Here is a 20,572-nt window from a genome sequence, read left to right as displayed (position 1 = left end):
GTCCTCACACCTCGCGCACGCCGCGCTGCCAGACGGCCGAGACCAGGGGGACGCCCGGGCGGTAGGAGAGGTGTACATGAGAGGGGGCGTCCAGCAGGACGAGGTCGGCGCGGGAGCCGACGGTCAGCCGGCCGATGTCGGTACGGCGCAGCGCCTGGGCACCGCCCGCCGTCGCGGACCACAGCGCCTCGTCCGGCGTCATCCCCATCTCCCGTACGGCGATGGCGATGCAGAACGGCATCGAGGAGGTGTACGAGGAGCCGGGGTTGCAGTCGGTGGACAGCGCCACCGTGACGCCCGCCTCCAGGAGGCGACGGGCGCCCGGGTAGACGGCGCGCGTGGAGAACTCGCAGCCGGGCAGCAGGGTGGCCACCGTGGCGCTGTTCGCCAGTGCGTCGACGTCCACGTCCGTCAGGTGCGTGCAGTGGTCGGCCGAGGCCGCGCCCACCTCCACCGCCAGTTGGACACCGGGGCCGTGGGTGAGCTGGTTGGCGTGGACCCGTGGGGTGAGGCCCTTGGCCTTGCCCGCGGTGAGGATGGTGCGCGACTGGTCCTCGTCGAAGGCGCCCTCCTCGCAGAAGACATCGACCCAGCGGGCGTACGGGGCGCACTCCTCAAGCATCTCGCCCGCGACCAGCGCGGTGTACCCGTCGGGGTCCTCCGCCCACTCCGGCGGGACGATATGGGCGCCGAGGTAGGTGATCTCCTCCAGGCCCGACTCCGCGGCCACCCGGAGCGCGCGTGCCTCGTGCTCGGGCGAGAGTCCGTACCCCGACTTGGTCTCGACGGTGGTGGTGCCCTGCGCCAGCATCTCGCGCACATGCGCCTTCAGCGTGGCCGCCAGCTGCGCGTCCCCCGCCTCGCGGGTGGCGCGGACGGTGGTGCGGATGCCACCGGCCGTGTAGACGCGTCCGGACATCCGGGCGTTGAACTCCTGGGTGCGGTCGCCCGCGTAGAGCAGGTGGGAGTGGCTGTCGACGAACCCGGGGATCGCGGCCCTGCCGCCCGCGTCGTACAGCTCGTCGGCCGCGGGCACCTTGTCGCCCGGGCCCACCCACGCCACCTTGCCGTCCTCGATGACCAGGGCGGCGTTCTCGATGATGCCCAGCGGGCCGCCGTCGCCCTGCGCCGGGTCGTTGGTGACGAGGGTGGCGAGGTTGGTGAGGGAGAGGGTTCGGGGCATGGCTGGGGTGTCCTCGGGTCGGGGGTCTGCTGTCAGGGGCGGAGGGCTGCGATCGACTCAGCGAGTGCCTTGGGTACGGAATCGAGAAGGGTGTGGGAGCCGTCCCGCACCACATGCCGTCCGGCCACCACCGTGTGGCGGACGTCGGCTGCGGTGGCGGCGAACACGGCCGTCTCCGCGCCCAGTCGCACCACGGGCCCGGCCGTGCGCACCGAGTCCAGCGCGACGGTGACGAAGTCGGCCAGCGCCCCCGTCTCCAGGCGGCTCGCCTCGGGCCAGCCGAGCGCGGCGTGTCCACCCTCGGTGGCGGCCCGCAGCAGCTGCCCGGCGGTCCAGTGGCCCCGGGCGCGGCTGGCCAGGCGCTCGTTGAGCTCCAGGGCGCGGGCTTCCTCGAACAGGTCGATGACGGCGTGGCTGTCGCTGCCCAGGGAGAGTCCGGCACCCGCGCTGTCGAGCGCGGGTGCCGGTCCGATGCCGTCGGCCAGGTCGCGTTCCGTGGTCGGGCACATGCACACGCCCGTGCCCGAGCCGCCCACCGTCCGGATGTCGTCCGACGTCAGATGGGTGGCGTGTACGGCGGTGGTGCGGGGGCCGAGTACGCCGTGCTCGGCCAGCAGCGCGGTCGGCGTGAGACCGTGCGCGTTCCAGCACGCCTCGTTCTCGGCCGTCTGCTCGGACAGATGGACGTGCAGCGGCGCCCTCCGCCGCTCGGCCCACTCGGCGACGGTGTGCAACTCCCGTGCGGGCACTGCCCGTACGGAGTGCACGGCGGCGCCGACCCGCGCGTGGTCGCCGTCCGGGCTGAAGGCGTCGGCGCGTTCGGCCCACGCCTCGGCGCTGCCGTCGCTGAAGCGCAGCTGCGGCCGGGTGGGCGGCTCGCCGCGGCCCTTCGGGCCGATACCGGAGGCGAGGTAGGCGGTGTCCAGCAGGGTGATACGGATGCCCGCGTCGGCCGCGGCCGCGACCAGCGCGTGGCTCATGGCGTTGGGGTCGTCGTAGCGTTCGCCGCCCGGAGCGTGGTGCAGATAGTGGAACTCGCCCACACAGGTGATCCCGGCCAGCGCCATCTCCGCGTACACAGCGCGGGCCAGCGCGTAGTAGCTGTCCGGGGTGAGCAGCGACGCCGTCCGGTACATGGTGTCGCGCCACGTCCAGAAGGTGCCGGAACCGACCTGGACGGTGCCGCGCAGCGCCCGGTGGAAGGCGTGCGAGTGAGCGTTGGCCAGGCCGGGCAGTGTCAGCCCGCGCAGCGTGACAGCGCCGGGCGGCGGGGTCTGGACGCCGGTACGGATGGCGCCGAGCCGCCCCTGTGCGGTCACCTCCAGGACGACGTGCTGTTCGACGGTGCCGTTGAGCCACGCGTTCTCGCACCAGTAGACCTTCTCGGCAGGTACGCCACCGGGCTCCGGCCCTGTCGCGTTGGGGTTCGTCCTGGTCCTCGTGGTCACACCAGACCCTCCAGTACGTCGGCGAGCGCGCTGACGCCCGCCACACAGTCGTCCTCCTCGGCGAACTCGGCGGGCGAGTGCGAGACACCGGTCGGGTTGCGGACATACAGCATGGCTGTGGGAACCGAAGCGGACAAAATACCCGCGTCGTGTCCTGCGCCGGTGGGCAGCACCGGCACATCGCCGCCCAGCAGCCCGACCAGCCGGTCCCGCAGTACGTGGTCGAACTCCACGAGCGGCGTCCGGGACTCCCGCGTCACCTCGACCGCCACCCCGTCACGCCCGCCGCGCTCCCCCGCGGCGCGCTCGATCTCGCCGACCACGGCCGCCAGCGTCTCCGCGTCCGGAGCCCGCGAGTCGAGCCACCCGCTGACCTGGGAGGGCACGGCGTTCACCCCGTTCGGCTCCACCGTCACCTTGCCGAAGGTCGCCAGCGCGCCCGCCAGCCGCGCCTTCTTGCGGGCGGCCAGCACGGTGTTGGCGTAGGTGAGCATCGGGTCCCTGCGGTCCTCCAGCCGGGTGGTGCCGGCGTGGTTGGCCTCCCCTCGGAAGTCGAACCGCCAGCGCCCGTGCGGCCAGATCGCGGAGGCGACGGCGACCGGGTGCGGCGTCTCGGCCAGCGCGCGGCCCTGCTCGATGTGGAGCTCCACGAACGCGCCGATGCGGGCGAGGCGCTCGGGGTCGGGGCCCAGCGCCTCGGGGCTGTACCCCGCCGCCTCCATCGCCTGCGGCAGCGTCACCCCGTCGGCGTCCCGCAGCGCGTGCGCGCCCTCCCGGGTGAGGGTGCCGGTCAGCAGCCGCGAGCCCACACAGGCGAGCCCGAAGCGGGCGCCCTCCTCGTCGGCGAAGTTGACGATCGCGAAGGGGCAGGTGAACTCGGTGCCCCGGCTGCGGAGTTCGTCGTAGGCGGCGAGCGCCGAGATCACACCGAGGGGGCCGTCGAAGGCGCCGCCCTCGGGGACGGAGTCGAGGTGGGAGCCGGTCACCAGCGCGTCCCCGGCGCTTTTGTCGCCGGCCCACGCCCATTGGTTGCCGTTCCGGTCGACCTCGTACGCCAGCCCGCGGGTCCTTGCCTGGTGCCGGAACCACTCCCGGCACTCGATGTCGGGCCCCGACCACGCGTACCGGCGGTAGCCCCCGCCGGGTGCCTTGCCGAGAGGGAGGAGCTCTTTCCACATGGCGTGGAAGGACGGGCTCGGGACGCCCTCAGGCACGCTGCTCTCCCTCCCGCATGGGAATGCGGACTCCGCGGTCGGCGGCGACCGCCTCCGCCTCGGGGTACCCCGCGTCCACGTGGCGGATCACTCCGGTGCCGGGGTCGTTGGTGAGGACCCGCGAGAGCTTCTCCCCCGCCAACGCCGTCCCGTCGGCGACCGTGACCTGCCCCGCGTGCAGGGAGCGCCCCATGCCGACCCCTCCGCCGTGGTGGAGGGAGACCCAGGACGCGCCGGAGGCGACGTTGAGCATGGCGTTGAGCAGCGGCCAGTCCGCGATGGCGTCGGAGCCGTCGCGCATGGCCTCGGTCTCGCGGTAGGGCGAGGCGACGGACCCGCAGTCGAGGTGGTCGCGGCCCAGCACCAGCGGGGCGGCGAGCTCGCCGGAGGCCACCATGTCGTTGAAGCGCTCACCGGCAGCGGCCCGCTCCCCGTAGCCGAGCCAGCAGATGCGCGCGGGCAGGCCCTGGTAGTGCACGCGTTCACCGGCGAGTTTCAGCCAGCGCGCCAGCGACTCGTTCTCCGGGAACAGGTCCAGCAGGGCGCGGTCGGTCGCGGCGATGTCGGCGGGGTCGCCGGACAGCGCCGCCCAGCGGAAGGGGCCCTTGCCCTCGCAGAAGAGGGGGCGGATGTAGGCGGGGACGAAGCCGGGGAAGTCGAACGCGCGCGCGTACCCGGCGAGCTGTGCTTCGCCGCGGATGGAGTTGCCGTAGTCGAAGACCTCGGCCCCGGCGTCCTGGAAGCCGACCATGGCCTCGACGTGTGCGGCCATCGACTCGCGTGCCCGCCGGGTGAAGTCGGCGGGCTTCTCGGCGGCGTAGGCGGCCATGTCCGCGAAGTCGACACCGACGGGCAGGTACGAGAGCGGGTCGTGTGCGGAGGTCTGGTCGGTGACGATGTCGATGGGCGCGCCCTCGGCGAGCAGCTGGGGCAGCACTTCCGCTGCGTTGCCGAGCAGTCCGATGGACAGCGGGCGGCGCGCGTCCCTGGCCTCGACGGCGAGCCGCAGCGCCTCGGCCGTGCTCTCGGCCCGCACGTCCAGATACCCGTGTTCGATACGGCGTGCGATACGCGAGGGGTCGCACTCCACCACGATGGCCACGCCGTCGTTCATGGTGACGGCGAGCGGCTGGGCGCCGCCCATTCCGCCGAGCCCGGCGGTCAGGGTGATGGTCCCGGCCAGGGACCCGCCGCTGTGTCCGTGCTGAGAAGCGAGCTTGGCGGCGACCGCCGCGAACGTCTCGTAGGTGCCCTGGAGGATGCCCTGGGTGCCGATGTAGATCCACGAACCGGCGGTCATCTGGCCGTACATGGTCAGGCCGAGCTGCTCCAGGCGCCGGAACTCCTCCCAGTTGGCCCAGTCGCCGACCAGGTTGGAGTTGGCGATCAGCACGCGCGGGGCCCACTCGTGGGTGGTCATCACCCCGACGGGACGGCCGGACTGGACGAGCATCGTCTCGTCGCCGCGCAGTGTGCGCAGGGTGCGGATCATCGCGTCGAACGACGCCCAGTCGCGGGCCGCCTTTCCGGTGCCGCCGTAGACGACGAGCTTGTCGGGGTGCTCGGCGACCTCGGGGTCGAGGTTGTTCTGCAGCATCCGCAGCGCGGCCTCCTGCTGCCATCCGAGCGCGCTCAGCTCGCTGCCGCGCGGTGCCCTGACCGGGCGCGGTCCTGCGGTGCTGGTCATATGGCCCTGCCTCCTCGACTCGTGCCGCACGCGTGCGCCGGTGGCGGTGTCATGCCCCGGTGGCGGCGTACGCGCGGGACGGGGGTCGCGTAACGGATCTATTCACTAACCATACGCGCTGAATAGTTCTAGTCAACGGGGGCTTCCACCCTGCCTCCGGCCTCCCCCGGCCCGTCGCGGGCTGCGGCGCCCAGGGGACGAGGCGGGCTCGCCCGGTGACGTCAGCCGCCGTGGCGGCCCGGCGCGGCCTACCGTCGACGGGTAGCCCTCCCCGCAGCCCCGGAGAACGACATGTCGCAGATCCTTTTCGTGCTGACCGGCGCCCGCCACTGGACACTGGCCGACGGCACCGAACACCCCACCGGCTTCTGGGCCGACGAGGCCGTAGCCCCCTACGAGATGTTCAAGACGGCCGGCCACCAGGTGGTGGTCGCCACCCCCGGCGGCGTCGTCCCCGGCGTCGACGAGGCCAGCCTGTCGGCGGACGCGAACGGCGGACAGGAAGGCGCCGACCGGGTGGCCGCAGGGCTGGAGTCCTTCACCGAGCTGGGCCAGCCGCTGAGCATCGAGGACGTACGCATCGACAGCGGCGGCGGCCCGGCCGGATTCGACGCCGTCTTCTACCCCGGAGGCCACGGCCCCATGGAGGATCTGGCCACCGACTCCGACTCCGGAACCCTGCTGGTACGGACGCTGGCCTCGGGCAGGCCGCTCGGCGTGGTCTGCCACGGTCCCGCGGCGCTGCTGGCCGCCCACACCCAGGAGGGCGCCAGCGCGGTGTACGGGTACCGGCTGACAGGTTTCACCAACGCCGAGGAGGAGCAGACGGGACTGGCCAACAAGGCCAAATGGCTGCTCCAGGACCGGCTGGTCGAGGCCGGTGTGCACTTCGAGGCGGGCGAGCCCTGGGCCCCGAACGTGGTGGTGGACCGCAACCTGGTCACCGGGCAGAACCCGGCCTCGGCGGGCCCTGTGGCCGCCGAGATCATCAAAATGCTCGGCTGAGGCAGCGCCGGCCAGCCCGGCCGGTTCAAGCGAGCCACCGGTACCGACCGTCACAACGAAGGGAAGAGCAATGTCCGACTCGTCAGCGGCCTCCGCGGCGGCTCCGCTGGGCTCGGCGGGACGGCCCGCCGAGGCATCCGGCAGCTTCGCGCTCGGCGGCCGGCTGCCCGTCCACCGGCTCGGCTACGGGGCCATGCAGCTGACCGGGCCCGGCGTCTGGGGTGAACCACGGGACCCGGACGAGGCCGTACGGGTGCTGCGGCGCGCCGTCGAACTGGGCGTGAACTTCATCGACACAGCCGACTCCTACGGCCCCTTCGTCTCCGAGCGCCTCATCCGCAAGGCCCTGCACCCCTACCCCGACGACCTGGTGATCGCCACCAAGGGCGGGCTGACCCGCGCCGGGCCCGACGACTGGCGCCCGGTGGGCCATCCCGCGTATCTGCGCCAGCAGTGCGAGCTGAGCCTGCGCCACCTGGGGCTGGAGCGTATCGACCTCTACCAGCTGCACCGTATCGACGAGAAGGTGCCGGTCGCCGACCAGCTCGGCGAGCTGTCGCTGCTGCAGCAAGAGGGCAAAATCCGGTTCATCGGGCTGTCCGAGGTGTCGGTGGCCCAGCTGGAGGAGGCCGCCAAGCTGGTGGACGTGGCCTCCGTGCAGAACCTCTACAACCTCTCCGACCGCAGCGCCGAGCCGGTGCTGGACTACGCCGAGGAGCGCGGCCTCGCCTTCATCCCGTGGTTCCCCATCGCGACAGGCGAACTGGCGAAGCCGGGCGGGCCGTTGGAGAGGGTGGCACAGGAGCACGGCGCCCGCCCCTCCCAACTGGCCCTCGCCTGGCTGCTGCGCCGCTCCCCTGTGATGCTGCCGATCCCGGGTACCTCCCGGCTCTCGCACCTGGAGGAGAACACCCACGCGGCGCGGATCGAGCTCACCGACCAGGAGTACGAGGACCTGTCGGCCGCGGTTCGAATCTGAACCCGCCGCCCCGCGGTGGGCTGCGCCGCCGTCAGTGTTCGGCGGTGTCCTGGCGGCCGTGCCAGTCGACGCACATCACAAGGGCGTCGTCCTGGAGCGGCGCCTTGCGGCGGTAGGTGGCGAGTTCGCGGAGGACCGCTACGGGCACCTGCCCTGCGGGCAGCAGCCGGTGCCCCGACAGCGAGCGGACCAGCGCCCGCTCGCCGTACCTCTCGCCGCCGCTGCCCGGCGTCCCGTAGACACCGTCGCTGCCGATCAGCAGCCGGTCCCCCGGCCGCACGGCGAAGTGCTCCTCCGCGTACACCGTGTCCTCGAACATGCCCAGCGGCAGCTGGTGGTCGAAGGACAGTTCCTCGACGGAGCGGCCGCGCACCCGCCACAGCTTCGGCGAGCCCGCGTCCACGACCTCCACCCGGCCGGTGGCCAGCTCGAACCGCAACAGCAGCACCGACACATAGGCGGAGCCCCGGTACTGCGCGTAGACCGCCTGGTCGGCGAGGGTCGCCTGGCCGGCGAGGTCCAGCCCGGCACGGCGCGCGTTGCGCAGCGCGTTGGCGGAGAGGTTGGTCAGCAGCGCGGCCTCTATCCCCTCGCCCATACCGTTGGTGACGGTGAGCGTCAGATACCGCTCGGACGCCTCCCAGTCGAAGCTGTCGCCGTGGATCGCGTAAGCGGGCTCCAGATGGGCCCCGACCTCGAACTCCTCGCGGACACAGGCGCGGCCGGGCAGCAGCTGCCACTGCATCTCGGCGGCGAGCGTCAGCCGCGAGGCGCGGCGGGCCAGCATGAACTGGTCCGTGTCCCGCTCGGCGACCAGGATCTCGTGGCCGAGTGCCTCGCACAGCCGCCGCAGCGCCGGCAGCAGACCGTTCGGGTCGGCAGTGGTGGGCAGGCCGACCGACAGCGTGCCCAGCCGGTCACCGCGGATCGTGAGGGGCAGATGGACGACGATCCCGCCACCGGGCTGCTGGGTGACGAACGGCTCCTGCGACCCGAACGCACGCCCCTGCGGACTGTCGTGGACGGACACCGGCTCGGTCGTGGCCGCGTGGCCGTCCACCAGCTGCAGCGACTTCACCGCGTAGTCGACCATCCGGAGCTCGACCAGGTCGGCGCCGTACTGATTCCGCAGCTCGTCGATGACCACCCGGGCGAGCGCGTGCGGGGGCGCTTCGCGCAACGCCTGTTGAACAGCGGCGAATCCGTCCACGATCGGTCCTGGTTCTGTGCGGGGCTGAGGATGACCCCGCGGGCAGGGATCGCACTGGTTCAGCCGGTCCGGAAGAGTCCCGCGAACGACCGTATCGCAGACCAGATGGGGACCGGCCGCATCCGCTTCACCCTCCCGGGGGTGACGTGCGCCGCCCGTCCCGGGGCACCTCGCGATGAGTTTTCCGGCCCGGCCCGGTCCATATCCATGAGCGCCGGAGCGGTGTGCCCGGTGTCCGACGGTTACAGGAGGCAGATGTCATGACGGAAGCGACCGGTCCCCGAGTGGGCGGCATCGTGCTGGGCAGTACGGACCCCGAGCGGCTGTGGGAGTGGTACCGCACCGCCTTCGCCCCCCGGGCGGCGGCGGCAGCGGGCCCGGAGGACGGCGAGGGCCCGGCGCACGTCCTGGAGCTGAGCGGCACGTACGTCATCTTCGAGAGCAGGGACGATGTGGGCCGCAAGTCGGTCGAGCCGGGAAGAATTCTGATCAACTTCGAGGTGACGGACATCCATGGCATGGCACGGCGGCTGACCGAGCGGCTCAATCCGCACTGGGTGCGCCCGGTGGAGGCGGTGGACGAGGACGTCCTGCTGGGCACCGTGGAGGACCCCGACGGCAACTATGTGCAGCTCTTCGAGGTGACGGGGAAATCCGCCGACCAGACGGCCGCCGACAGCTCCGCCGCCTGACCCCGTGTTCCGCGAGGGGGAGAGCGGGGGCGCACGGGACGGCGGTACGAAGGGCGCTGGTGCGCGCGGGGACGGCGGTACGAAGGGCGCTGGTGCGCGCGGGGACAGCGGTACGAAGGGCGCTGGTGCGGGCGGGGACAGCGGTACACGGGACAGCGGCTCCGCGGGCGCCGGCACGCGCGACAGCGGCTCCGAGGACGCCGGGGCACGGGCGGCGGAGCTGTTGCGGCACGCGGTGGGTTACGCGCTGGGCACGGCTCAGCCCGTCACCCCTGCGCTGCTGCACCGGCCCACCCCGTGCACGGAGTGGGATCTGGGCGGGCTGATGGCGCATCTGGACGACTCGCTGGCGGCCCTGCACGAGGGCTTCGCGCAGGGCACCGTCGCGCTGCACCCGCCCCCAGTGCCGGAGGCCGCCGGGGGCCGCCGGGGGCCGGACCCGGCGGCGGCCTTCAGGCGACGGGCGGCGCGGCTGCTGGGCGCCTGGGCCGCGGCCCGGCAGAGCCGCCGCCCGATCGTGGTGGCCGACGCGCCGCTGACGGCGACGGCTCTGGCGCTGACGGGCGCCGTCGAGCTGGCGGTGCACGGCTGGGACATCGCGCGGGCCACCGGGCGCGCCGACCGCGCCATTCCCGCCCCGCTGGCGGCCCGGCTGCTGCCCGTCGCCCGCCAGCTGGTGCCGCACGAGGGGGCGCGGCGTCCGCTGTTCGCGCCGCGGGTCCCGGTGGCGCCGAACGCGCCACCGGGAGACCGGCTGCTGGGGTTCCTCGGCCGCGATCCGGCTCAGGACCGTTGACATCCTCGCCCACCTAAAGGGGGGCGATTCCCCTCTGCCGCGCCGTTGTCGTGTGCGGCTCCGGGTGGGTTCCTGTTTCTTCGCGCGGTGCCGGGAGGAGCCCCGGTCTTACCCGCGCTCGGCAGGCTGTCACGGCCAGTCCGGCCGCCTTGGCGACGTTGACCGCCGCGTTGATGTCCCGGTCCAGGACGGCCCCGCACTCGGCGCACGTCCACTGCCGGACGTGCAGGGGCTTGGGGCCGTCCTTGGTCCCGCAGGCCGAGCAGACCTGCGAGGTGGGCTCGAAGCGGCCGATACGTACGAAGGTGCGCCCGTACCGGGTGGCCTTGTATTCGAGCATGGTCACGAACTGCGACCATCCGGCATCGTGTACGGACTTGGCCAGGTGCGTACGGGCGAGTCCCTTGACCGCCAGGTCTTCCACCGCGATCGCTTGGTTCTCACGGATCAGCTGGGTGGAGAGCTGGTGGTGGAACTCACGGCGCGCGTCAGCCACCCGCGCGTGAGCACGAGCGACCGTCAGCCGGGCCTTGTTCCTGTTGTTCGATCCCCTGGCCTTGCGGCTGAGGTTCCGCTGCGCCTTCTTCAGGCGCTTCTCAGCCCGGCGCAGGAAGCGCGGACTGTCGATCTTCCGGCCGTCGGACAGGACGGCGAAGTGCCCCAGTCCCAGGTCTATGCCGACCTCGGGCGTGACGGGCGCAAGGACGTCTTCCGGGCCGGTCTCCACCACGAACGAGGCGAAGTACCTCTCGGCACTGTCCTTGATCACGGTCACCGTAGTGGGGACGGAGGGCAGCATGCGCGACCACTTCACGGTCACGTCGCCGACCTTGGGAAGCCGCAGCTTCCCGCCGGGGGTGATCTCCCATCCGGCATTCGCGGTGAACCGGATCGCCTGCCGAGTGTCCTTGCGGCTCTTGAAACGCGGCGGTCCCATCTTGGGGCGCTTGCCCTTGAGGCCGTCGAAGAAGTTCCGGTAAGCCGTGTCCAGGTCCCGAAGGGACTGCTGGAGGATCACCGAGGAGACCTCGGCCAACCATGCCCGCTCGGGCGTCTTCTTCGATGCCGTGAGCCGCTTGGACAGCTCGCCCGAGGTGACGAACGGCAGCCCGGCGGCACGGGCGTCCTCACGGACGCAAAGCGCGTCGTTGAAGACCACCCGTGCACACCCGAACGCCCTGGCCAGCGCTGAGCGCTGAGGACCGTTCGGGTACAGACGGAACCCGTACCCGAGCTGCACAGTGATCACCATACATACTGGTTCATATCACCACACTGGAATCTGAATCATGATACACCTACTCGTGTTACCACCCGCCGAAGGTCCAGCTCTCCAAGCTGGTCAACTCCATCGCGTCTCCGCCCGGCTGCTGCGCAAGGAGTACGACGCGCACGTGCGCCGGTACCTGTGGGGCGGCCACTTCTGGTCCGGCTCCTACTGCGCCGCAAGCTGCGGCGGAGCACCCTTGACCGTCGTACAGCAGTACATCGACAACCAGAAACGCCCCGTGGGCTGAGGTGAACACAGCAGACCCGCGCTCACGTGCGGGTCACAGCAGCCCTGCGACGGCCTCACCCCCGGCGCAAGGGCATCGGGGCCGGTAGACGCACTCCGTCAGGATGGTGTGCGCTTTCCAACCCAGCGTCTCGTACAGCGCCCGGCCCTGCGGGGTGGCGCCGAGAATGCCGAGGGTCGCGCCGTCGGCCACCGCGCTGTCGGCGAGGGTGCGCATCACCAGACCGCCCAGGCCGCGGCGGCGGTGCGCCTCCTCGGTCCGGATACGGTCCATGACGGCGTTGCGGCCCAGTACGGAGGCCTGCCCCGCTGCGGCGGTCTCGCCGCTCGCGTCGTGCACCCACACCCGGATGACGCCGTCGCGGGTCTCGACGGTGCGCGTATAGCCGTCCGGCGGCACCGGGTCGGTGGTCTCCAGGCCGACGCTCATGAGGTGGCCGGTCTCCGCGTGGTCCACCTCCCAGCCGGGCGGCAGCCAGGCCGCCACCCGGTCGGGCTCGGCGAAGACCATCAGCCAGGTGGAAGGGACCGTCACCGCCGCGGCGGCCGCACGGACCGTCGCCTCGTCGGCGTGCAGCAGAACGTGCCGCCCGACCAGGCGTTCGCTGCGGATGTCCATGTAGAGCCCCCACGGTCGCTCCACCGGTGCGGGAGTGCCTCGGGAGGCGGCCCAGCCCGCCACCCAGTCGGTGACGAGCTCACGGTCGAGCTCGGGTTCGAACCCGGCGTCGAGTCCGGCGTCGAGTTCGGGGGCGAGTTCGGGGGCGACGGCAGGGCGCATCGGGCCTGCCGGGCCCGGGAGAGGGGAGTCGTCCAATCAGGGTCTCCAAAGTGCTCGGGTGGCTCACGGCCGCGCACAGTACGGCAGAACCCCCTGGGGAGCACCTGATTTGACGCCGTCTCCCGGCGCCACAGCGGCCCGGCACACCACAGCGCCCGGCACCGGCAGGGTCGCGCACCGGGCGGACAGGGCTCACCCGCTCACTCGATGCTCACTCCGCGAACAGGCCGCGCTCGCTCGCCCGCGCGTCGAACTCCTCCAGCCGCGCCTGCGCGTCGGGCAGCCCGTCGCACATCGCCTCCAGCAGCACCCGGCCCAGCAGCATGGGCGCGCAGGCGGTGTCGAAGGCCAGACCCGTGCCGACGGCCGCGGGCAGCAGCAGGTCACCGGGGTGGGCGACCGGCGCGAAGGCGCTGTCGGCGACGGTGACGATCGACAGCCCCGCCGCGCGCGCACTGTCCAGCGCCTCCACCGTCTCGCGCGGATGCCGGGGCAGCGCGAAGCACATCAGCGCTTCGGCACCGGCACGTACACAGCCGTCGAGACGGTCCTGGAGCATGGAGCCGCCCTCGGTGAGCAGCCGGACATCCGGGTGCACCTTGGCGGCGAAGTAGGCGAAGCCGCTCGCCTGTGCGGCGGCGGCGCGCAGCCCGAGCACCGGGAGCGGACGGGAGGCGGCCAGCAGCGCCCCGGCGCGCTCGACCTGCGCCGGGTCCTCCAGCAGCGCGGCCAGGTGCCGCAGGTTCTCGATCTCGGCGTGGACGGCCTGCTGGTACTCGTTGAGCCCACCGGCGCCCGCACTCTCAGCGGCGGACTCGGGCCCCTCGGGCGGCTCGGTCTCCCGCAGGTGGCGGCGGAGCGCCGGATAGCCGTCGAACCCGAGCGCCACGGCGAAGCGCGTCACGGAGGGCTGGCTGACGCCGGCCAGCTCGGCGAGCTCCACGCTGGAGAGGAACGGCGCGTCACCCGCCCTGCGGACCATGCAGTGCGCGATGCGGCGCTGCGTGGGGGTCAGCCGGTGCCCCTCGAAGAGCTCCAGCAACCGCGCGCTCGCGCTGCTCATCCCGCACCTCTCATTCAGCCCGCTCCTCCCCTGCATAACCCTATGCAGGACGGCGCGCCCCGGCAAGGCGGGCCACCGGCAGAAGGTGGTGCCAGCACCACTGTGGCGGCCCTTGCGGCGCCGTAATGTGACGGGCATGAGCGCACCCGACCCTGAGCTGAAGAAGGAACTCGACGCGACGCTGCAGACGCGCCGGGAGCTGGGCCCCGAGTACGAGAACGAGCTGCTCGACTCCTTCCTGGAAAAGGTGGAGCAGCGGCTCGACAACGTCGTCGACAAGCGGGTGCGGCGCCAGCTGGCCGAGCAGCAGATGGTGGCCGCGCGGGGCGGCAGCGTGCGGCCGCAGCCCACGCCGCACACCGACCCGGACGGGCTCGGCGCCCGGCTGGGCCTCGCGGTGGCCTCCCTGGTGCTGGCCATCCCCCTGACCGCGATAGCCGTGGCCAACGCGGGCCTGACCGGCCTGGTCACCTGCTGGGCGGGCATCGTCGCAGTCAACGGCTTCCAGGCCAGCCGGTCCTGGTTCTCCCGCGTCGGCCACGACCACGACCGCCGGTAGGGCCCGCGCGGCTGCGCGGGCATGACGGCGGTCGAGGCCGTGCCGGCCCACCGGCGTGGCTAGCGGCCCTCGTTGGCCAGGAAGGCCAGCAGGTCCTGGCGGCTGACCACGCCGCTCGGCTTGCCCTCGTCGAGGACGATCGCCGCGTCGGCCCCCTCCAGCACGGCCATCAGGTCGGCGACGCTCTCCCCCGCGCCCACGTGCGGCAGCGGTGCGCTCATGTGCTTGTCCAGCGCGTCGTCCAGGGAGGCCCGCTGGGCGAACAGCGCGTCCAGCAGCTCCCGTTCGACGACGGAGCCGATCACCTCGGCCGCCATCACGTCCGGGTGCCCGGCGCCGCGCTTGACGACGGGCATCTGGGAGACGCCGTACTCGCGCAGCACCTCGATGGCCTCGCCCACCTTCTCCTCCGGGTGCATATGGACGAGGGAGGGGATCGGACCCTCCTTGAAGCGCAGTACCTCACCGACCCTGGCGCCGGTGGTGCCGCCCTCCTCCAGGAAGCCGTAGTCGTTCATCCACTCGTCGTTGAAGATCTTGCTCAGGTAGCCGCGCCCGCCGTCCGGCAGCAGGACGACGACCACATCGTCGGGTCCGAGCCGCTTGGCCACCTCGAGCGCACCGACCACGGCCATTCCGCAGGAGCCGCCGACCAGCAGCCCCTCCTCCTTGGCCAGCCGCCGCGTCATCTGGAAGGAATCCTTGTCGGAGACGGCCACGATCTCGTCGGTGATGTCCCGGTCGTAGGCGTCAGGCCAGAAGTCCTCGCCCACGCCCTCGACCAGATACGGCCGTCCCGAACCCCCCGAGTAGACCGAGCCCTCCGGGTCGGCGCCCACGATCCGCACCCGGCCGCCGCTGACCTCCTTGAGGTAGCGGCCGGTGCCGCTGATGGTGCCGCCGGTGCCGATTCCCGCCACGAAGTGGGTGATCCGGCCGTCGGTCTGCTCCCACAGCTCGGGGCCCGTCGTTTCGTAGTGCGAGCGGGGGTTGTTGGGGTTGCTGTACTGGTCCGGCTTCCAGGCGCCCGGGGTTTCGCGGACAAGCCTGTCGGAAACGTTGTAGTAAGAGTCGGGATGTTCGGGATCGACGGCCGTTGGGCAGACCACGACCTCGGCTCCGTAGGCCCGCAGCACATTGATCTTGTCCATGGAGACCTTGTCGGGGCAGACGAAGAGGCACCGGTACCCCTTCTGCTGCGCCACGATGGCCAGTCCGACGCCGGTGTTGCCCGAGGTGGGCTCGACGATCACCCCACCTGGCTGCAGCTCGCCGGACTGCTCTGCCGCCTCGATCATGCGCAGCGCGATCCGGTCCTTCACAGAACCGCCTGGATTGAAGTACTCGACCTTGGCAAGGACGGTGGCCTGGATGCCGTCCGTGACACTGTTGAGCTTGAGCAGCGGGGTGTTGCCGACAAGCTCGATCATCGACTCGTGATACTGCACCGTGGTCTCCGCGCGTAGTCGTGGTCGCAGGGCCGCGGGGTCGCGGGCCCGTGCCGACAGCCTATGGGGCAACACGTACACACCTGAGACGCGTTGCAGGCAGGGCCACACGGGGCAACACAGTCTTGGAGGTCGTGAGCCCCGGCGCACGGGCGCAAGGCGCCCCGGCGCACAACGGACCGGTGCACATCGGACCCGCACCCGGGGCCGAGCGAGGGAACGGAAACCGAAATTGGACCTGATACGGGGACAGGGCCCGACAAAACCGGCAGAACACTACGCGGTTCGGTGCAGACCTCAGGCACGGACAGCAGTACCACGAAGCCATGAGCCCATGAGCGCGACAGCCGGTGGGACCGAGAACTCGGGAGGCGGAAGAGCACAATGCCGATGTCGAAGGCGTCGAGCGCGAGAGTAGCCCGGCGAATCGCGACCGCAGCCGCCTATGGAGGCGGCGGACTCGGCCTGGTCGGTGGGGCGGCTGTCGGGCTGCTCTTCACCGAGCTCCAACTGGCGAAACGTCATATCGGCGGCTCCGAGGACGAGCCGCCCAAGGCCGACGGTCTCTACGGCAGCGCCTTCGGCAGGCTCTACCCGGGGCAGCCGCTGCGCCTGGCCTTCCTCGGCGACTCCACGGCCGCCGGCCAGGGCGTGCACCGCCCTCGGCAGACCCCCGGCGCGCTGCTGGCCTCAGCGCTCGCCGCCATCGCTGAACGCCCCGTCGAACTGCGCAACGTGGCGCTCTCCGGCGCCATGTCCGACGATCTGGAACGGCAGATCACGCTGCTGCTGAGCGAACGGGAGCTTTCCCAGGCCCCGGATGTGTGCGTGATCATGGTCGGCGCCAACGACGTCACCCACCGGATGCCTCCGGCCCGCTCGGTGCGCTACCTCTCGGACGCGGTGGCGCGGCTGCGCACGGCCGGCTGCGAAGTGGTGGTCGGCACCTGCCCCGACCTGGGCAGCGTCGAGCCCGTCGGACAGCCGCTGCGCTGGATCGCGCGGCGGCTGTCGCGTCAGCTGGCCGCCGCGCAGACCATCGCCGTGGTCGAGGAGGGCGCCCGCACGGTCTCGCTGGGCGACCTGCTGGGACCCGAGTTCTCCGCCAACCCGCGCGAGCTGTTCGGACCCGACAACTACCACCCCTCCGCCGAGGGGTATGCCACGGCCGCGATGGCCATACTGCCCACGCTGTGCGCTGCACTGGGCTTGTGGCCGACCGAGGACGAGCGGCCGGACGCCAGGCGACGCGAGGGCATCCTGCCGGTCGCCCGCGCGGCGGCGGAGGCCGCCGCCGAGGGCGGCACCGAGGTCGCGGGCATGCGGGGCCCATGGGCGCTGCTCAAGCATCGCCGCCGGCGCCGGCTGCCCCCGCCCGAGGAGGTCCAGCCCAAACCCCCAGAGGGCGTCACCGAGAACCGCTGATCGGCTGCGAGGGGTTGCCTCCGCCGCGACGGGGGCGCCCCCTCTCTCCCTCTTCGGCGCGCCCTCTCGCCAACCATCGCGCGCGGCCCCGATGGCGCGGGCCCGTCATTGCGCGCCGGCCGTCCGGTCCGCAGCAGCGCTCTCTTGACCCATGACTGGAAAAAGCAAACGCTTAGAAGAGGCCCGCATCACACCGCCGGGCCCGTGACCAGCACCCTACGGGCGGGTAGCTTCCGCTGCGTAACCACCCGCCGACTCCCCCAGGAGCCCTGATGCCCGAAGCAGTGATCGTCTCCGCAGCCCGCTCGCCCATCGGCCGTGCCTTCAAGGGCTCCCTCAAGGACATGCGCCCGGACGACCTGACGGCCGAGATCGTCAAGGCGGCGCTCGCCAAGGTTCCGCAGCTGGACCCGGCCGACATCGACGACCTGATGCTGGGCTGCGGCCTCCCCGGGGGCGAACAGGGCCACAACCTCGGCCGGGTGGTCGCCGTCCAGCTCGGCATGGACCACCTGCCCGGCTGCACCATCACCCGCTACTGCTCCTCGTCCCTGCAGACGACCCGGATGGCGATGCACGCCATCAAGGCGGGCGAGGGCGATGTGTTCATCTCGGCGGGCGTCGAGACGGTCTCCCGCTCGGTGAAGGGCTCCTCCGACGGGCTGCCCGACACCCACAACCCGCTCTTCGCCGAGGCCGAGGCCCGCACCGCGGCCCGCGCCGAGCACGGCACCTCCAAGCCGGAGGCCGGGGGAGAGGGGTGGACCGACCCGCGCGAGGAGGGGAAGGTCCCGGACGTCTACATCGCCATGGGCCAGACGGCCGAGAACCTTGCACGCCACAAGGGCATCACGCGGCGTGAGATGGACGAGTTCGGCGTACGGTCCCAGAACCTCGCAGAGAAGGCCATCGCCGACGGCTTCTGGGAGCGCGAGATCACCCCCGTCACCACCCCGGACGGGACGGTGGTCAGCAAGGACGACGGCCCGCGCCCCGGGGTGACCCTGGAGGGAGTGGAAGGGCTGAAGCCGGTCTTCCGCCCCGACGGCATGGTCACCGCGGGTAACTGCTGCCCGCTCAACGACGGTGCGGCCGCGCTGGTCATCATGTCCGACACCAAGGCCCGTGAGCTGGGCCTGACCCCGCTGGCCCGGATCGTCTCAACCGGCCTCTCGGCGCTCTCCCCCGAGATCATGGGCTACGGCCCCGTCGAGGCGAGCAAGCAGGCACTGGCCCGCGCCGGCATGTCGATCTCGGACATCGACCTGGTGGAGATCAACGAGGCGTTCGCGGCCCAGGTGATCCCCTCCTACCAGGACCTCGGAATCGACCTGGAGAAGCTCAACGTCAACGGCGGTGCCATCGCGGTGGGCCACCCGTTCGGGATGACCGGAGCGCGGATCACCACCACGCTGCTCAACTCGCTCCAGTGGCACGACAAGCAGTTCGGCCTGGAAACGATGTGTGTCGGAGGGGGTCAGGGGATGGCCATGGTGCTGGAGCGCCTCAGCTAGCCCACTGTTACCTCTGTGCCGGGTATACAACGGCGAGACCGAAGCGCCCCCAGGATGTGATATACACCCTGGGGGCGTGGCATTCCTGCTGGTCACAGCGGTGCGCAAGAGGCAGGCTCCGGGTTTCCCCTGTCCAGTTCGGCGGGATTTGCACTACGGTCGGAGAACCTTGAACAACCTTCCCGGCGACGCTGTTGTAGGAATACAGCGCTGTAGGTGAAGACAAGGGCAATGACCGGGGGGACCGCGTCAGGGACCGAACCGGAACCGGGAGTCAAGTCAGTGAGCGCCATATCCCTCATCCTGCTGTGCGCGGCGGCCGCGGCCACCGCGTTGGGCGGTGCGGCACTGCACACGGCGCGCGGCCTGCGCCGCCAGCTGGCGGCGCTGCGTGCCCAGCTGGAGACGGCACCGACTGCCGAGCGGGCCGCCGAGATCCCGCGGGCCCGCACCGCGGCCGGGGACCGCGGGTCCGGCACCGCAGAGGCGGCACCCGGCGCCTTCTCCGAGGAGATCAGGACCGCGGTCGCCGCCGCGCTGGCCGACGAGCGCGAGCGCGAGCTGGCCGAGGCCCGCGCCTTCTGGGCCGCGCAGGAGGCGCGTGACGCCTCACCCGGGACGGGTTCGCTGCTGGCGGGCCACGGCACGGAGTACGAGGTCGCCTCCGACGGTCTGGGTGACGAGCTCACCGACGATCTCGATTCGCTGCTGGAGAGGGACACCGGCGGCCTGTTCATCCCGCGCCAGCCGGGCCCCGGGGACGCGGACATCGAGATCGAGGTGGACGTGGCCCCGTACGGCCGCGCGGACCACGAGCGCGGCACCGCCGAGGACCTCGGCGTCGGCCCCGGAGCGGAAGAAGCGCAGAGCCCGTCCGACGAGGAGGGCACCGCCGGGCCTGAGCACCCGGGACTCGCGGCGGCGCGCCGCCGCCACCCGTCCCAGCCGGACTACAACCTCAACGGCGAGCCGGTCTCCCCCGGCGCCACGCCGTCGCCCGCGACCCCCACCGTCACCTACCACGAGCGCACAGTCGAGCGGCTGGCCGAACTCGCCGACGCGAGGATGCCGCTGGCCGATGTGCGCCCCGGTCCGCTGGGCACGCTGGACGTCTACGTCTTCGAGGACGGTACGACGGTGTGCCTGTCACCGGGGCACCGCGCCACGAGTGAGGCGCTGGCCGACGGCGTACGTCGGGGCCAGGCCCCCGTGCTGATGGGGGGCTCCGGAATCGCCGGCTCCTACACCCTCACCTTCGGCTTCCCCGACGGCAGAACCGCCTACCTGCTGGCCGACCGCGTCATCACGCCCCTGTAGCACCGCGCGGGGAGGCTCCACGGGAGGACAGCGGGGAGCTCTCCAGCAGCCGCAGGGCTTCCCGCAGGGCGGATTCGGCCGGCGCTGCGGGCGCCGTCTCCAGCGCCGCGACCACATCGTGACCCGCCACGGCGAGTTGATCTCCGACGGAGAAGAGTCCGGCGTCGGGCATCACCCGGGACATCCCCCCTTCGGGGAATTCGACACGCTGGGCCAGCAGCGCCAACTCCCTGGCGAGCGCGAGACCTTCGGCGGCGGCACCCCGCCGCAGGGTGCTCTGCGGGAGGGCACGCAGCCGGTCGGCGAGCCGTTCCACGGCGTCGGTCAGGGGGCGGGTGTCGACACAGGGCACACCCCCACCTTATGCGCCCACGCGCCGGCGCAGCGCCCCCGCACTGTTGCCAACGCCCGAACCCTCAGGCAACGTGTCGTCAAGGACTCATTGCAGAAGCGTCCGGAGGCGCCGATGTCCCAAGTCTTCTCCGAAGAGACCCACCGGAACATGCTGTCCCGCATTCCTCAGTGCACTGGTCGTGAAGTCTCCGAATGGCTCCGCGCGGTCGATGAGGGCCCGTCCCTGCTCCGCTTCGAGGAGAAGGTGAGCTGGCTCCGCGGTGAACACAATCTCGCCTACGGGCACGCCAAAGCGATCATCCACGAGCACGATCTGCGCCGTGCGGCGCGCCACCGCTAGGGCTCTTCCTGAGGGCTTGTTCGGCTGAGGCGCTTGCTCGC

General features: G+C 71.9%; 20 protein-coding genes. 10 read left to right on the top strand and 10 right to left on the bottom strand.

Going from position 1 to position 20,572, the window contains the following annotated elements:
- Positions 1 to 4 precede the first annotated feature (4 nt).
- Genes hutI through hutU form a run of 4 tightly spaced genes read right to left on the bottom strand, consistent with a single transcriptional unit; the run spans position 5 to position 5,532 of the window.
- Entirely contained in the window at positions 5 to 1,183 is a 1,179-nt protein-coding gene (gene hutI, locus JW592_RS28515) for an imidazolonepropionase (protein WP_209268129.1), read from the bottom strand.
- A gap of 32 nt (positions 1,184 to 1,215) precedes the next feature.
- Entirely contained in the window at positions 1,216 to 2,631 is a 1,416-nt protein-coding gene (locus JW592_RS28510; RefSeq protein WP_209268128.1) for a formimidoylglutamate deiminase, read from the bottom strand.
- The gene (locus JW592_RS28505; protein WP_209268171.1) at positions 2,628 to 3,809 is read right to left on the bottom strand and encodes an allantoate amidohydrolase; all 1,182 of its coding nucleotides are present in this window, start codon (positions 3,807 to 3,809) and stop codon (positions 2,628 to 2,630) included. Before JW592_RS28505 ends, JW592_RS28510 begins: the two co-directional genes overlap by 4 nt.
- A gap of 28 nt (positions 3,810 to 3,837) precedes the next feature.
- Positions 3,838 to 5,532, bottom strand: a complete 1,695-nt coding sequence (gene hutU / locus JW592_RS28500) for a urocanate hydratase (RefSeq protein ID WP_209268127.1) — start codon at positions 5,530 to 5,532, stop codon at positions 3,838 to 3,840.
- A 291-nt stretch (positions 5,533 to 5,823) separates the two neighbouring features.
- Between hutU and JW592_RS28495 the strand changes: the two genes are divergently transcribed.
- Positions 5,824 to 6,537, top strand: a complete 714-nt coding sequence (locus tag JW592_RS28495; RefSeq protein ID WP_209268126.1) for a type 1 glutamine amidotransferase domain-containing protein — start codon at positions 5,824 to 5,826, stop codon at positions 6,535 to 6,537.
- A gap of 70 nt (positions 6,538 to 6,607) precedes the next feature.
- Entirely contained in the window at positions 6,608 to 7,516 is a 909-nt protein-coding gene (locus JW592_RS28490; protein WP_209268125.1) for an aldo/keto reductase, read from the top strand.
- 31 nt (positions 7,517 to 7,547) lie between these two features.
- Here the strand turns inward: JW592_RS28490 and JW592_RS28485 are convergent, their stop codons facing one another.
- Complete coding sequence (locus JW592_RS28485; RefSeq protein ID WP_209268124.1) at positions 7,548 to 8,726, bottom strand: PP2C family protein-serine/threonine phosphatase; 1,179 nt, start codon at positions 8,724 to 8,726, stop codon at positions 7,548 to 7,550.
- A 260-nt stretch (positions 8,727 to 8,986) separates the two neighbouring features.
- Here JW592_RS28485 and JW592_RS28480 point away from each other — a divergent pair, with 260 nt between their 5' ends.
- Complete coding sequence (locus JW592_RS28480) at positions 8,987 to 9,418, top strand: VOC family protein (RefSeq protein WP_209268123.1); 432 nt, start codon at positions 8,987 to 8,989, stop codon at positions 9,416 to 9,418.
- Between the two features lie 4 nt (positions 9,419 to 9,422).
- The gene (locus JW592_RS28475) at positions 9,423 to 10,214 is read left to right on the top strand and encodes a TIGR03086 family metal-binding protein (RefSeq protein WP_307805580.1); all 792 of its coding nucleotides are present in this window, start codon (positions 9,423 to 9,425) and stop codon (positions 10,212 to 10,214) included.
- Positions 10,215 to 10,227: 13 nt separating this feature from the next.
- On the opposite strand, the gene JW592_RS28470 is transcribed toward JW592_RS28475, so the two are convergent.
- The gene (locus tag JW592_RS28470; RefSeq protein WP_209268169.1) at positions 10,228 to 11,454 is read right to left on the bottom strand and encodes an RNA-guided endonuclease InsQ/TnpB family protein; all 1,227 of its coding nucleotides are present in this window, start codon (positions 11,452 to 11,454) and stop codon (positions 10,228 to 10,230) included.
- Between the two features lie 49 nt (positions 11,455 to 11,503).
- Between JW592_RS28470 and JW592_RS28465 the strand changes: the two genes are divergently transcribed.
- Positions 11,504 to 11,731 carry a transposase gene (locus JW592_RS28465; protein WP_209268122.1) on the top strand — a complete coding sequence of 76 codons (228 nt, stop codon included), beginning with the start codon at positions 11,504 to 11,506 and terminating at the stop codon, positions 11,729 to 11,731.
- 33 nt (positions 11,732 to 11,764) lie between these two features.
- Here the strand turns inward: JW592_RS28465 and JW592_RS28460 are convergent, their stop codons facing one another.
- Together JW592_RS28460 and JW592_RS28455 are read right to left on the bottom strand one after the other, a co-directional pair.
- A complete protein-coding gene (locus JW592_RS28460) occupies positions 11,765 to 12,547 on the bottom strand; it encodes a GNAT family N-acetyltransferase (protein ID WP_307805579.1) in 783 nt (260 codons plus the stop codon).
- Between the two features lie 175 nt (positions 12,548 to 12,722).
- Entirely contained in the window at positions 12,723 to 13,574 is an 852-nt protein-coding gene (locus JW592_RS28455; RefSeq protein ID WP_209268121.1) for a MurR/RpiR family transcriptional regulator, read from the bottom strand.
- Between the two features lie 136 nt (positions 13,575 to 13,710).
- On the opposite strand from JW592_RS28455, the gene JW592_RS28450 reads away from it, so the two are divergent.
- The gene (locus JW592_RS28450; protein WP_209268120.1) at positions 13,711 to 14,133 is read left to right on the top strand and encodes a hypothetical protein; all 423 of its coding nucleotides are present in this window, start codon (positions 13,711 to 13,713) and stop codon (positions 14,131 to 14,133) included.
- A gap of 59 nt (positions 14,134 to 14,192) precedes the next feature.
- Here the strand turns inward: JW592_RS28450 and JW592_RS28445 are convergent, their stop codons facing one another.
- Positions 14,193 to 15,581, bottom strand: a complete 1,389-nt coding sequence (locus JW592_RS28445; protein WP_209268119.1) for a cystathionine beta-synthase — start codon at positions 15,579 to 15,581, stop codon at positions 14,193 to 14,195.
- A 384-nt stretch (positions 15,582 to 15,965) separates the two neighbouring features.
- Here JW592_RS28445 and JW592_RS28440 point away from each other — a divergent pair, with 384 nt between their 5' ends.
- The 3 genes from JW592_RS28440 (at position 15,966) to JW592_RS28430 (ending at position 19,837) form a co-directional block, all read left to right on the top strand.
- Positions 15,966 to 17,006, top strand: coding sequence for an SGNH/GDSL hydrolase family protein (locus JW592_RS28440; protein WP_209268118.1), 1,041 nt, complete (start codon positions 15,966 to 15,968; stop codon positions 17,004 to 17,006).
- Between the two features lie 272 nt (positions 17,007 to 17,278).
- Positions 17,279 to 18,520 carry an acetyl-CoA C-acetyltransferase gene (locus JW592_RS28435; RefSeq protein WP_209268117.1) on the top strand — a complete coding sequence of 414 codons (1,242 nt, stop codon included), beginning with the start codon at positions 17,279 to 17,281 and terminating at the stop codon, positions 18,518 to 18,520.
- A gap of 282 nt (positions 18,521 to 18,802) precedes the next feature.
- A complete protein-coding gene (locus tag JW592_RS28430; RefSeq protein WP_209268116.1) occupies positions 18,803 to 19,837 on the top strand; it encodes a hypothetical protein in 1,035 nt (344 codons plus the stop codon).
- On the opposite strand, the gene JW592_RS28425 is transcribed toward JW592_RS28430, so the two are convergent.
- A complete protein-coding gene (locus JW592_RS28425) occupies positions 19,824 to 20,189 on the bottom strand; it encodes a hypothetical protein (RefSeq protein ID WP_209268115.1) in 366 nt (121 codons plus the stop codon). The two genes, JW592_RS28430 and JW592_RS28425, sit on opposite strands and share 14 nt — an antisense overlap.
- A gap of 114 nt (positions 20,190 to 20,303) precedes the next feature.
- On the opposite strand from JW592_RS28425, the gene JW592_RS28420 reads away from it, so the two are divergent.
- Positions 20,304 to 20,531, top strand: coding sequence for a DUF4287 domain-containing protein (locus tag JW592_RS28420; RefSeq protein WP_209268114.1), 228 nt, complete (start codon positions 20,304 to 20,306; stop codon positions 20,529 to 20,531).
- The last annotated feature ends 41 nt before the right edge of the window (positions 20,532 to 20,572 follow it).

Origin of the sequence: Streptomyces spirodelae (assembly GCF_017676385.1) — a bacterium.
Lineage (GTDB): Bacteria > Actinomycetota > Actinomycetes > Streptomycetales > Streptomycetaceae > Streptomyces > Streptomyces spirodelae.
The sequence above is the reverse complement of the archived record's forward strand: the minus strand, read 5'-3'. Positions and strand labels throughout refer to the sequence as shown.

Bases quoted from the DNA above. Each gene is read 5' to 3' on its own strand.
- hutI (WP_209268129.1), bottom strand. From the start codon at position 1,183: ATGCCCCGAACCCTCTCCCTCACCAACCTCGCCACCCTCGTCACCAAC.
- JW592_RS28505 (WP_209268171.1), bottom strand. From the start codon at position 3,809: ATGTGGAAAGAGCTCCTCCCTCTCGGCAAGGCACCCGGCGGGGGCTAC.
- hutU (WP_209268127.1), bottom strand. From the start codon at position 5,532: ATGACCAGCACCGCAGGACCGCGCCCGGTCAGGGCACCGCGCGGCAGC.
- JW592_RS28495 (WP_209268126.1), top strand. From the start codon at position 5,824: ATGTCGCAGATCCTTTTCGTGCTGACCGGCGCCCGCCACTGGACACTG.
- JW592_RS28490 (WP_209268125.1), top strand. From the start codon at position 6,608: ATGTCCGACTCGTCAGCGGCCTCCGCGGCGGCTCCGCTGGGCTCGGCG.
- JW592_RS28480 (WP_209268123.1), top strand. From the start codon at position 8,987: ATGACGGAAGCGACCGGTCCCCGAGTGGGCGGCATCGTGCTGGGCAGT.
- JW592_RS28465 (WP_209268122.1), top strand. From the start codon at position 11,504: ATGATACACCTACTCGTGTTACCACCCGCCGAAGGTCCAGCTCTCCAA.
- JW592_RS28455 (WP_209268121.1), bottom strand. From the start codon at position 13,574: ATGAGCAGCGCGAGCGCGCGGTTGCTGGAGCTCTTCGAGGGGCACCGG.
- JW592_RS28450 (WP_209268120.1), top strand. From the start codon at position 13,711: ATGAGCGCACCCGACCCTGAGCTGAAGAAGGAACTCGACGCGACGCTG.
- JW592_RS28440 (WP_209268118.1), top strand. From the start codon at position 15,966: ATGCCGATGTCGAAGGCGTCGAGCGCGAGAGTAGCCCGGCGAATCGCG.
- JW592_RS28435 (WP_209268117.1), top strand. From the start codon at position 17,279: ATGCCCGAAGCAGTGATCGTCTCCGCAGCCCGCTCGCCCATCGGCCGT.
- JW592_RS28420 (WP_209268114.1), top strand. From the start codon at position 20,304: ATGTCCCAAGTCTTCTCCGAAGAGACCCACCGGAACATGCTGTCCCGC.